The sequence below is a fragment of the Luteimonas sp. A649 genome, from assembly GCF_054072735.1.
In genome coordinates, this window is record NZ_JBSVRQ010000002.1 from 188,469 (window position 1) to 200,075 (window position 11,607).

The window sequence follows — 11,607 nt, forward strand, 5'->3', positions numbered from 1 at the left end:
GCGCACGGTGCAGGCTGCGTCAGGCGATGGGGCTGCCGTGGACGCCGTCGATTTCCACGGCCAGCTCGCGGCGGCAAATCGCGGCGTGCAGGAGCAGCCGCGGCACGGTGTCGCCGAAGCGCCGGTCGAGCGCGTCGGCGACGAGCGGCAGGTCGTGGTCGTCGCGCACGTAGACCTTGAGCCGGGTGCCTGCGCCGAAGCGGGTGGACAGCGACGGATCGTGCACGCGCGCTGCATCCACCAGGGCATCGAAATTGATGAAGGTTTCGTCCAGCTGCGCCAGCAGTTCACCGTCGTGCATCGAGGCGTGGCCGACCACGGCCGCGGTCCCCGAGAGCAGCAGCGGCATCGCGCTGCCCTGCGGCGGCAGCATGGCGCGCGCGAAGCTGGGCGACTGCGGGCCGTACTGGCGCGGATAGCGGTAGGCGCTCACCTGGCGCGGGTTCTCCACCGGCGTGCCGGGCGCGGCCGAGGCCAACCAGTACACCTGCACCACGCGCTCGCCGTCGCAGCGGCCGATGGCGGTGGCGGCGGGCAGGGCCTGGACGTCGAAGTCGCCGAGTCCGTGCGCGCGTCCGACGCAGAAGGCGCGGTAGCGCTCGTCGTCGCCCGCGCCCAGGGTGATGGCGTCGACGTAGTTCCAGATGCGCAGGAGGTGGGGGGTCCGGCTGCTGGCGGTGAACGCCGCCAGGCGCGCATAGGCCCGCCGCGCCGCTTCCTGGATGCCGTCGTTGCCTTCGGGGACCTCGATCGCGCCGAACAGCAGCTGGCCGTCGCTGGCCCAGCGCACGCCATCGTCGCGGCCCCGGACTACCGGCGCATTGCCGTGCCAGACCTCGAAGCAGGCGGGGCCATACGGATCAAGCGGCACGCGCAGATAGCGGGGGTCGGCCAGTGCGGCCGGCGCGCCGGCGCCGAATCCGAAGACGGCGAGCACGTCGTCACCGGCGAGCAGCGTCGCCGGCGTCGCGGCGTCGACGTACTCGACCTGGAGTCGCGGCGCGTCGACAGGCACGGCGGTGGGCAGCGGCAGGCTCACGATTCGTCCACCTGCAGGGTCTCGCCACTGAAGCCGACCCGCGCCTGGCGCCGGCGGCGCAGGCCGTTGCTCAGCGCACGCGGCAGCATCGCCAGCGACGTGACCGCGTACAGCGCGCGGAACACGCGCAGGCGGCGGCGCACGCGGGGGTTGTCGAAGACGTCGCCGGCCAGCATCGCCACCACCGCCTGCTCGACCTGGAACACGTTCCTGGGATTGGCGAACAGGTGGCGCATGGCCGGCGAGGTGAATCGGTAGATGAACCACTTGAACTCGTCCAGGCCGTCGTCCAGATGGCGGCGCAGCGCGCGTTGCAGCGCGGCCTCGCGCGCGGGCTCGCGCAGCGCGGCATCGACCATGCCCGCGGCCTTTTCGGCGCCGTGCATGGCCAGGAACACGCCCGAGGAGAACATCGGGTCGACGAAGGCATAGGCATCGCCCACCAGAACCCAGCCCGGACCGGCCATCTCGCTGCATTCGTAGGCGTAGTTGCCGGTGGCATGCACGTCCGCGCAGCGGGTGGAGGCGGCCATGCGCCTCGCAACCTCGGGCACGGTGGCCAGGGTGCGCATCAGGAAGCCCTCGCTGTCGCCGCGCCGGGTCTTCATGTAGTCCGGATAGCAGACCGCGCCGACGCTGGTGATGCCGTCGGGCAGCGGGATCAGCCAGATCCAGCCGTGGGCGTGGCGGTAGATGCTGACGTTGCCGGCGTCGATGCCCTTGCGGCGCTCGACGCCGTGGAAGTGGCTGAACACGGCCGCCGACTGATGGCGCATGTTCTTGCGCTTGATCTTCCGGCGGCCGCCGATGAAGGCGTCGCGGCCGCTGGCGTCGACCACGTAGCGCGCGCGCCAGGCGCAGGCGCCTTCGGGGCCATGCGCGGCCACCAGGCTCCCGCCCGCCGGGTCGGGTTCGACGCCGACCACGCGCACGCACTGCCGCGCATCGACGCCATTGGAGGCGGCGTGCTCGAACAGCACCCGGTCGAAGTCGGACCGTCGCACCTGGAAGGCGTGGTCGCAGCGCGCGTCGAGCGCGTAGTCGAAGCGGAACACGTTGTAGCCGCCGCCATCGGCCGGGAAATCGGCGCCGGCCTTGTGCACGCCGATCGCCGCGACCTTGTCGAAGGCGCCCATGCGCTCGAGGATCGGCATCCCCATCGGCAGCAGCGATTCACCGATGTGGAAGCGCGGGTGCGCGTCTTTCTCCAGCATCACCACCCGCCAGCCGGCCTGCGCCAGAAAGGTGGCGGCGGTGGTGCCCGCCGGTCCGCCGCCGATCACCAGGACGTCGCAGTCCGTGGCCTGGGCGCGGGTGGAGGTGTCTTCCATGAGGCTGTGCATTTCGCGGCGCGTGGCGGCCATGCGATCATCCGGGGGACGCGAATGATAGCCGCAACGGAAGCCAGCGCATGTCCAGCCAGTCCCCCGCCGAACTCGAACTCGCCCAGCTCCTGGTCGAAGCCCTGAACCTCGATGACGTCGATCCGGCGTCCATCGACCCCGAGGCGCCGCTCTTCAACGCCGGCCTGGGCCTGGACTCGATCGACGCCCTTGAACTGGCACTGGCGGTCGGCAAGCGCTACGGCTTCCAACTGCGCTCGGACAGCGAGGAGAACCGCCGCATCTTCGCCTCGCTGCGGGCGCTGTCGGCGCACGTCGAAGCCCAACGCGCCTGACGGCGCGCCCCGGTGCAGGCCATGGGCCTGGCCCTGACGCTTGCGATGGCGGTGGCCTATGCCGCGCTCGCGCATTTGGCCAGCACCACCCTCGATGACCGCTACGCCTACGCGGCCCTGCTCGCGCTGGTGGCGATGATGCTCGCCGCGGGCCTGGTCGCGCGCCGCCCCTGGGCCTGGGTGGCGCTGCCGCTGTCGCTGCTCGCCTGCCACCTGCTGTACGTGTCCGGCCATGCCGGGTTGCCGCTGCTGCTGGCGCCGGTGGCTTTCGTGGCCGCGATCGCCTGGCTGTTCGCGCGCAGCCTGCGGGCGCCGCGCGGCGCCCTGATCACGCGCATCGTCGCGGCGCTCGACGGCAGCACGCCCGACACGCTGGCGCCGGAACTGGTGTCCTACAGCCGCGGCCTCACCGCCGGCTGGGCTGCGGCGCTTGCCGTGCTCGGGCTGGCCAACCTGGCGCTGGCGATGGTCGCCGAGCCCGGCGGGCTGCTGTCGAGCCTGGGCCTGCGTGCGCCGGTCACGATCACCCGCGAGCAGTGGTCGCTGTTCGCCAACATCCTGAACTACGGCATCGTTGGCGGCTTTTTCGCCATCGAGTTCGCCTGGCGCAAGCACCGATTCCCGGGGCGCTACAGCAGTTTCGCGGGCTTCCTGCGGCAGATGGCGAGCCTCGGGCCGGCGTTCTGGCGCGATTTCCTCCGCTGAACGGGCGGTTCTGCCGCCGCCTTGGGTATGCTTTGCCGATGCAGCAACGCGTTGACAACATGGATGTGGCCGAACCGGCCGCGCAAAGGCTGGCTTGGGGACTGCACAACGCACTCGGATTTGTGTTCATGGCGGCGTGGACCATCGGCTGGATCAGCCTCGCGCTGATGCTGCTGCTGGCCACCCGGCGCCGCGACATCGCCCTGCGCATGGCTGCGCGCTGCTGGGCGCCGGCGCTGCTGGCCGGGACCGCGGCGCGCCTGGTGGTGGAGGGCGCCGACGACATCGACTGGTCGCAGCCGCGGTTGCTGGTGTCCAACCACCAGTCGATCATCGATATCTGCGCGCTGTTCCGCGCCGTGCCCGTGCCGCTGCATTTCCTGCTCAAGCAGGAGATGACCCGGGTGCCGTTCGTGGGCTGGTACGCGCGCGCCTGCGGCATGCTGTTCATCGAGCGCGACAACCCGCGCGCGGGTGCGCGGTTGCGCCGTGAAGCCGCGGCGCTGCTGCGCGAAGGCAGCACGCTCTGCCTGTTCCCGGAAGGCACGCGCAGCCGCTCTGGCATGGTGGCGCCGTTCAAGGGCGGCACCTTCCAGTCGGCGATCGATGCCGGGGTCGAAGTGCTGCCCGTCGCGATCGACGGCGCCGGCGCGGTGCTGCCAGCCGGTGGCTTCCGCGCGCGCCCGGGCGTGATCCGGGTGCGCTTCGGAACGCCGCTGCCGACCGTCGACTGCGGGTCGGGGGCCGGCGCCCGCCAGGCACTGGCCGATGCCGCCCATGCCTCGGTGGTGGCGCTGCTGCGCCGCCAGGACTGAGGGCGGGTGCGCGGTCGCATGGAGTTCGTCGTAGAGCACGGCCATCCCTGCCTGCCGGGGCATTTCCCGGGTCGGCCGCTGGTGCCCGGCGTCGTGGTCCTGGACCACGTGCTGGCGGCCATCGAAGCCGGGCACGGGCCGCTGGGCCCACTGCGACTGCCGCAGGTGAAGTTCGCAAATCCCCTGCTGCCCGGCGAGGCCGCGTCGATCGAGCTCGATGGGAGCGCGCCGCGCTGGCGCTTCCGCGTGCTGCGTGGCGCGACCCTGGTCGCCTCGGGCGAGGTCGCGCTGGCGTGAGCGGCGACTGGAAGCAACGCCGCGAGGGTGGCGGCCGGCTCGCGGCCCGGCTGCTGCTTGGTTTCAGCGTGTACGGCGGTCGCGGCCTGGCGCGGCTGCTGCTGTATCCGATCACGGCCTACTTCCTGCTTCGCCGCGGCGAGGAGCGGCGCGACTCACGCGCCTACCTGTCGCGCGTGCTCGGCCGACGCGCGCGCCTGGGCGACGTCGCGCGCCACATCCACACCTTCGCCGCGACCATCCTTGACCGCGTGTTCCTGCTTGGCGGCGACATGCGCCGCTTCGACGTCAGGGTCAGCGGCCTGGAGTCGCTGCACGCCGCGCTAGACCGTCGCCAGGGCGTGTTGGTGTACGGCTCCCACCTGGGCAGCTTCGAAGTGCTGCGCGTGCTTGGCCGCCAGCGTCCGGAGCAGTCCATCCGCGTGGTGCTCGACAAGGCGCACAGCCCCGCGGTCACGCAGCTGCTGGACGCGCTCAATCCGGAGATCGCGGCCTCGGTGATCGATGCCTCGCAGGATGGCCCGGGGATCATGTTCGAGATCCAGAAGGCGACCTCCGAAGGCGCGCTGGTGGCGCTGCTGGTCGACCGCACGCAGCCGGGCGAGGCGTCGATCGCGGCGCCATTCCTGGGCGACGAGGCGCGTTTCCCGGTGGCGCCGTGGCTGCTGGCGTCGGTACTGAAGGTGCCGGTACAGCTCGCTTTCGGCCTGTACCGCGGCGGCAACCGCTACGATCTCGTGTTCGAGCCCTTCAGCGACGGCGTCGCGATCCCGCGGCGCGAGCGCGCCGCGGCAGTCCCGGCACTCATCCGCCATTACGCGGAGCGCCTCGAACATCACGTGCGCGATGCGCCGTTCAACTGGTTCAACTTCTACGATTTCTGGGGCGACCGTGAGCACAGCCGAAGCCAGCAAGACGCCAACCCCCCGCCGGAAGGGCCCGCGACAGGCGGGTCTGGAGGACACGCTCCGCGCGACCCGGCGCCCGGGTCGGATCCTGCTCGCCCTGCTGCTGGCGGCGACCACGCTGCCCTTGGCCGCGCAGCCGGCGGCGGTCGATAGCGCCTGGATCCTGCAGCGGCTGGCACGGCCGGCGCCTGTGAGCACGCCCTTCGTGGAGCTGCGCGGCTCGGCCATGTTGAAGGCGCCGCTGCGCATCGAAGGCGAGTACGCCCGACCCGATGACGCCACCCTGGTGCGCGAGGTGCGCGTGCCCTACGCCGAGACCACCACCATCCGCGGCGGCGAAGCCAGCATCACCCGCGGCAGCCGCACGCGCAGCTTCGCGCTGTCGCGCGCGCCCGAACTTGCCGGACTGCAGGCCAGCTTCGGTGCCCTGCTGGCCGGTGACGCCGCCGCACTCGAGCGCGACTACCGCATCGCGTCCCGCGGCCGCCGCGAGGACTGGACGCTGGTGCTGGTCCCGCGCGATGCCGCGCTGGCCGCGACCGTCCGTGACATCACCCTCCACGGTCGCGGCGCCGAGCTGCGCTGCATCGAGACCCGGCCCGCCGAAGGCGAGCTGCAGCGCACCCTGCTTGCCGGCGCCGCGCGCGCCGCCGTGGCCGCCGGCGAAGGCGTCGACTACCAGGCCCTGTGCCGCGAGCCCGGCGCCGCGGCGCAATGACGCCCGCCCGGCGCACCGCGCTGGCGCTGCTGTGGCTGGCGGCGCTGCTGGTCGCGGGCTGGGTGATCGGCCAGCGGCTTGAACTCAGCGGCGACCTGCGCCGCTTCATGCCCGAGCCGCGCACGCCGGCGCAGACGCTGCTGGTCGACGAACTGGGCGACGGTCCGGGCACGCGCCTGCTGCTGGTGTCGCTGTCGGGCGCGGCACCCGAGGCGCTGGCCGCGCAGTCGCGTGCGATGGCCGAAGCCCTGGCCACGGACCCCGACTTCGAGTTCATCGCCAACGGCGTCGACGCCGGACTCGACGCGGTGCCGGACTCCCTGCGCCCCTATCGCTACCTGCTGTCGCCCACGCTCGACCACCGACGCCTGGATGCCGACTACCTTGGCGAACAGCTCGACGAGCGCCTGCAGGACCTCGGTTCGCCGATGGCGGGGCTGGTGGAGCCGCTGCTGCCCGCCGACCCGACGCTGGAGATGCTCACGCTGGCCGAGGCCTGGCAGCCGAAGATCGCGCCGCAGCGCCTGCACGGCGTGTGGTTCGACGCCGCCGGCACCGAGGCGCTGATGCTCGCGCAGACGCGCGCGGCCGGCTTCGACCCCACCGCGCAGCAGCGTGCCTACGACGCGGTGCATGCGGCCTTTGCCGATGCTGCCGGCGACAGTGGCGCGCGCCTGCAGATGGCCGGCCCGGGCGCGTTCTCGGTCGAGATCGGTGGCCGCACCGCGCGCGAGGCGCAGTGGATCGGCACCATCGACAGCATCGGCCTGATCCTGCTGCTCCTGGTTGCCTACCGCAGCTGGCGCGCACCGCTGATGGGCGTGCTGCCGCTGGCCACCGCCGGCATCGCCGGCTTGGCCGCGGTGGCGCTGGCGTTCGACGCCGTGCACGGCATCACCGTGGCGTTTGGCTTCACCCTGATCGGTGTGGTCCAGGACTATCCGATCCATTTCCTCAGCCAGCAGCGCGCCGGCATCAGTCCGCGTGACAACGTGCGCGCGCTGTGGCCGGCGCTGGTGACGGGCGTGGTCGCCACCTGCATCGCCTACCTCACCTTCCTGTTCTCCGGCGTGGATGGCCTGCGGCAGCTGGCGGTGTTCACGATCTCGGCGCTGGCGGCGGCCGCGTTGGCCACGCGCTTCGGATTGCCGCCGCTGGTGGATCCGGCGCCGCGCGACCTCGCCGATTCGCCGCGGCTGCAGGCGTTGTGGCGTGGCATCCAACGCCTGCCGCGGCCGCGCTGGTCGCTGCTGCTGCTTGCCGTCGGCTGCCTGGTGGTCATTGCCACCGCGCGCGGTCCGTTCTGGGAAAACGACCTGTCGAAGCTGACTCCGGTGCCGGCCGAAGGCATGGAACTCGACGCGCGCCTGCGGCAGGCCCTGGGCGCGCCCGATGTGCGCTACCTGCTGGTGCTGCGTGGCGCCGACGCCGATGCCGCGCTGGCGGCGACCGAAGCCCTGCATCCCCGGCTCGACGCACTGGTGGCCGAAGGCGCGCTGGGCGGGTACGACAGCGCCGCGCGCTACCTGCCGTCGGCGGCCACCCAGCGCGCGCGGCAGCAGGCCTTGCCCACGCCCGAAGCCTTGCGCACGGCCATGGCCGAAGCGCTCGCGGACTCGCCCTTCCGCGAGGACGCCTTCGCACCGTTCCTGGCGGACGTCGAGCGCGCGCGCACGGCGCAACCGCTGCGGCCGGCGGACCTGGCCGGCACGCCGCTGGCCGCCACCGTAGAAGGCCTGCTGCTGCAGGGCGACGCCGGCGTCGCCGCGGAAGACGCGACCACGGAAAGTGCGGACGGCTCGGCGGCCCAGGGCGCCACCGCGCTGGTCTCGCTGAGCGGCCTCGAGGACGTCGATGCCGTGGCTCGCGTCGCAGCCGAGGGTGGCGGCGAACTGCTCGACATGAAGGCGGCCTCGGAATCGCTGGTCGGCGAATACCGCGGGCGGCTGCTCGCCGCCCTGGCGGTGGCCGCGCTGCTGCTGGCCGCCACGGTATGGATCGCGCTGCGCACGCCAGGACGCGTCGCACGCGTGCTGCTGCCGATGGCCTTGACCACGCTGGTGGTGCTGGCGGTGCTGCGCGGCTTCGGCATCGAGCTGAACCTGTTCCACCTGGTGGCGCTGATCCTGGCCGCGGGCCTGGGCCTGGACTACGCGCTGTTCTTCGAGCACGCCGGCGACCGCCGCGCCGACCAGCTGCGCACCCTGCACGCGGTGCTGGTCTGCAGCCTGATGACGCTGCTGGTGTTCAGCCTGCTGGCGCTGTCCTCGATCCCCGTGCTGCGCGCGATCGGCAGCACCGTCGCCATCGGCGTGCTGTCCAACTTCCTGCTCGCGCTGCTGGTGTCCCGCCACGATGCCGCCGACACCATCCCCCTGCCCGCGGAAGCGGCTCCATGATCCCCCGCCACGACATCCTCGCCCTCATCCCGCACCAGGGCGCCATGTGCCTGTGGGACGAGGTCGCCGACTTCGACGCCAGCCGCATCCACCTGCGCGCCCACAACCATCGCGACCCCGCGCACCCGCTGCGCAGCGGCGGCATGCTGCGCGCTGTCCACCTGTGCGAGTACGGCGCGCAGGCGATGGCGGTGCACGGCGGCCTGCGCGCGCGCGATTCCGGCGGCGGCGTGCGGCCCGGGGTGCTGGTCGCGCTGCGCGGCGTCGAGCTCCACTGCGCGCGCATCGACGACCTCGACGGTGCGCTGGAAGGCGAGGCCGAACTGCTGATGGAAGGCGAGGCCAGCCAGCAGTACGCGTTCCGCATCCGCCATGCCGGCGTGTTGCTGGCCGAAGGCCGGGCGGCGGTGGTGCTCGCCGATGCGCCGCCGATGCCGTGATAATCGGCGCATGAACGAACACTCCCGAACACTCCGCCGCGCGCTGGTCACAGGCGGCAGCGGCGACCTGGGCGGCGCGATCTGCCGCCAGCTGGCGGCCGACGGCTTCCACGTCATCGTCCACGCGAACGGCAACCTCGAGCGGGCCGGTGACGTGGTTGCCGCCATCACCGGCGACGGCGGAAGCGCCGAGGCCGTGGCCTTCGACGTCGCCGACGGCGTCGCCACCGGCGTCGCCATCGCTGCGCTGCTCGAAGCCGGTCCGGTCCAGGTGGTGGTCAACAACGCCGGCATCCACGACGACGCCCCGATGGCCGGCATGTCCGCGGAGCAGTGGCGGCGCGTCATCGATGTCTCGCTGCACGGCTTCTTCAACGTCACCCAGCCGCTGTTGCTGCCGATGGCGCGCACGCGCTGGGGACGCATCGTCAGCGTGTCGAGCGTGGCGGCCGTGCTCGGCAACCGCGGCCAGGCCAACTACGCGGCGGCCAAATCGGCGCTGCACGGCGCGTCGAAATCGCTTGCGCGCGAGATGGCCAGCCGCGGCATCACCGTGAACGTGGTCGCGCCCGGCGTGGTCGTCGGGCGCATGGCTGAGGAGGCCTTCCCGCCCGAGGTGGTGAAGCAGATGGTGCCGGCAGGCCGCGCCGGCGCGCCCGACGAGGTGGCGGCAGTCGTGCGCTTCCTGTGTTCGGATGCCGCGTCCTATGTCACCGGCCAGGTGATCGGCGTCAACGGCGGCATGGCCTGAGTCACCGGGGTGCCTGGTGACACCGGATTCATCGAGGTGGGAGGATGATCGGCATTCGTCCACGACAGGTGCCGCCGCCATGAATCCTGCACGCATGCTTCGTATCGCCGCCGCCAGCGCCGTGCTGCTGCTGGCAGGCTGCGCGACGTCCCACGTCCTGACCGGTACGCCGCGCGCCCCGATCGATCCCGCGCAGGTGCGGGTCTATTACGGCGCCCCGGGCGTTCCGTACGAAGAGGTCGCGTTGCTGGAGACTTCCAGCGGCGCCTTCACCTATGGCGAGCAGAACAAGAGCAATGCCGTCATGCGCAAGCTGCGCGAAGAGGCCGCATCGCTGGGTGCCAACGGCATCCTGTTCCAGGGCACGGCGGTTGGATACGGCGGCGGTGGCGTCAGCATCGGCGCGGGCACCGCGCGCGGCGGGGGCCGCAGCTACACCAGCGGCGGCGTCGGGGTGAACATCAGCCCCACGCAGAAGCACGGCCGCGGCGTGGCGATCTACCTGGCCAACCCGCCGCCGGAGCAGGCGTTGCCGCTGCCCGCTGCGGACGAGTAAACCTGCTCAAGCGCGTTGCCGCGCGGGGGCATCGGCCGCATCCGCGGCCCTGGTGCCGATGGCGTCGTTGCCTTTCGCGGAATCGCGACCCAGGAACAGCGTCAGCAGGGGTCCGGTGAAGACGGTGGTCATGATCGCCATCACCAGCAGCATGGTGAACAGCTCCGGGCCGATGATGCCGGCGTCCAGGCCGACCTTCATCACGATCAGCTCCATCAGCGCGCGCGCGTTCATCAGCGAGCCCACGGCGAAGCTCTCGCGCCAGCCGTAGCCAGACAGGCGCGCGCCGATCGCACCGCCCACCAGCTTGCCCGCCACCGCCACCACGAGGATCAGCAGCATCGCCCCCAGGCCGGCGCCGACGAAGGCATCCCCCGTGGTGCTGAGCCCGGCAAGCGCGAAGAAGATCGGCATCAGCACCACGATCGAGAGGTACTCGACGCGCTCGATCAGCGACTTCAACAAGCGGTCGTCGCGCGGCAGGCAGGCGCCGAACAGGAAGGCGCCGAACACGGCGTGCACGCCCAGCCACTCGGTTACCGCGGCGCAGGAAAAGGCGCCGATCAGAAGCGCCGCGAGCACCATCAACGACGGCACGCCGTCGGCGGCATGGGTACGCAACAGCCAGGCGTAGAGCGGGCGCAGCACGCCGAACACGATCGTCGCCAATACCGCCAGGCCGACGGTGGCGCGCAGGAAACCGCCGTAGCCCTCGCCGACGCCGACCAGGGCCACGACCAGGGCCAGCATCACCCAGGCCAGCACGTCGGCGATCGCCGCGCCGCTCAGCGACAGGCGTCCGATCGGCGTGTGGGTCATCGCGCGTTCCTTGAGGATGCGCGCCAGGATCGGGAAGGCGGTGATCGACATCGCCGCGGCCATGAACAGCGCGAACGGCCAGAACTTGACGCCTTCCGGCGCGTAGGGATGCAGCCACGGCGACACCGCGAACCCCAGCACCATGGGCACCAGCACGCTGGCCACGCCGACCAGCCCCGCCGAACGCAGCTGCGCGCGCACGCCGTTGGGCGCGCGCAGTTCGGCACCCACGATGAACATGAACAGCACCAGGCCCAGCTCCGCGAGCGAGGCCAGGCCGGGCAGGGATTCCGGCGCGAACACCACGGCGTGGAAGTCGGGGAACCAGGCGCCGAATACGATCGGCCCCAGCACCAGGCCCGCGGCCATCTCGCCGATCACCGGCGGCTGGCCGACGTAGCGCAGCAGCAGGCCGCAGGCGCGGGCGGTGGCAAGGATGATGACGAGCTGCAGCAGCAGCGGGCTGTGTTGCATCGTTGTTC

Annotated in this window: 12 protein-coding genes and 1 pseudogene; 10 read left to right on the forward strand and 3 right to left on the reverse strand. The window is 72.0% G+C overall.

The annotated features are described in order from the left end of the window. Positions 1-19 precede the first annotated feature (19 nt). Positions 20-1,033 (reverse strand): chorismate transformation enzyme, FkbO/Hyg5 family, encoded by a 1,014-nt coding sequence (locus tag ACW5E8_RS10365; RefSeq protein ID WP_456965733.1) that lies wholly within the window; start codon positions 1,031-1,033, stop codon positions 20-22. A gap of 2 nt (positions 1,034-1,035) precedes the next feature. Then, positions 1,036-2,382 carry an NAD(P)/FAD-dependent oxidoreductase gene (locus ACW5E8_RS10370; protein ID WP_456965734.1) on the reverse strand — a complete coding sequence of 449 codons (1,347 nt, stop codon included), beginning with the start codon at positions 2,380-2,382 and terminating at the stop codon, positions 1,036-1,038. 68 nt (positions 2,383-2,450) lie between these two features. Between ACW5E8_RS10370 and ACW5E8_RS10375 the strand changes: the two genes are divergently transcribed. From ACW5E8_RS10375 to ACW5E8_RS10420, 10 genes and pseudogenes are all read left to right on the forward strand, one after another. Beyond that, positions 2,451-2,717 carry a phosphopantetheine-binding protein gene (locus ACW5E8_RS10375; protein WP_456965454.1) on the forward strand — a complete coding sequence of 89 codons (267 nt, stop codon included), beginning with the start codon at positions 2,451-2,453 and terminating at the stop codon, positions 2,715-2,717. Between the two features lie 21 nt (positions 2,718-2,738). Beyond that, the gene (locus ACW5E8_RS10380) at positions 2,739-3,422 is read left to right on the forward strand and encodes a ketosynthase (protein WP_456965455.1); all 684 of its coding nucleotides are present in this window, start codon (positions 2,739-2,741) and stop codon (positions 3,420-3,422) included. 59 nt (positions 3,423-3,481) lie between these two features. Next, positions 3,482-4,237: a lysophospholipid acyltransferase family protein gene (locus ACW5E8_RS10385; RefSeq protein WP_456965735.1), complete on the forward strand. Its 756-nt coding sequence runs from the start codon at positions 3,482-3,484 to the stop codon at positions 4,235-4,237. 18 nt (positions 4,238-4,255) lie between these two features. Next, positions 4,256-4,534 (forward strand): hypothetical protein, encoded by a 279-nt coding sequence (locus ACW5E8_RS10390; RefSeq protein ID WP_456965456.1) that lies wholly within the window; start codon positions 4,256-4,258, stop codon positions 4,532-4,534. Beyond that, positions 4,531-5,418 (forward strand): annotated as a pseudogene (locus ACW5E8_RS10395) (LpxL/LpxP family acyltransferase); the annotation flags it as partial. The gene ACW5E8_RS10390 and the pseudogene ACW5E8_RS10395, both read left to right, overlap by 4 nt. Before the next feature lie 109 nt (positions 5,419-5,527). Beyond that, positions 5,528-6,160 carry a LolA-related protein gene (locus tag ACW5E8_RS10400; RefSeq protein ID WP_456965736.1) on the forward strand — a complete coding sequence of 211 codons (633 nt, stop codon included), beginning with the start codon at positions 5,528-5,530 and terminating at the stop codon, positions 6,158-6,160. Further along, positions 6,157-8,559 (forward strand): MMPL family transporter, encoded by a 2,403-nt coding sequence (locus tag ACW5E8_RS10405; protein WP_456965457.1) that lies wholly within the window; start codon positions 6,157-6,159, stop codon positions 8,557-8,559. The genes ACW5E8_RS10400 and ACW5E8_RS10405 overlap by 4 nt, the downstream gene beginning before the upstream one ends. Further along, positions 8,556-8,999, forward strand: a complete 444-nt coding sequence (locus ACW5E8_RS10410; RefSeq protein ID WP_456965458.1) for a phosphotransferase — start codon at positions 8,556-8,558, stop codon at positions 8,997-8,999. Before ACW5E8_RS10405 ends, ACW5E8_RS10410 begins: the two co-directional genes overlap by 4 nt. 10 nt (positions 9,000-9,009) lie before the next feature. Continuing rightward, the gene (fabG, locus tag ACW5E8_RS10415) at positions 9,010-9,750 is read left to right on the forward strand and encodes a 3-oxoacyl-ACP reductase FabG (protein ID WP_456965459.1); all 741 of its coding nucleotides are present in this window, start codon (positions 9,010-9,012) and stop codon (positions 9,748-9,750) included. A 94-nt stretch (positions 9,751-9,844) separates the two neighbouring features. Continuing rightward, positions 9,845-10,306, forward strand: coding sequence for a hypothetical protein (locus ACW5E8_RS10420; RefSeq protein ID WP_456965460.1), 462 nt, complete (start codon positions 9,845-9,847; stop codon positions 10,304-10,306). Positions 10,307-10,312: 6 nt separating this feature from the next. On the opposite strand, the gene ACW5E8_RS10425 is transcribed toward ACW5E8_RS10420, so the two are convergent. Further along, the gene (locus ACW5E8_RS10425; RefSeq protein WP_456965461.1) at positions 10,313-11,599 is read right to left on the reverse strand and encodes a cation:proton antiporter; all 1,287 of its coding nucleotides are present in this window, start codon (positions 11,597-11,599) and stop codon (positions 10,313-10,315) included. Positions 11,600-11,607: the final 8 nt, after the last annotated feature.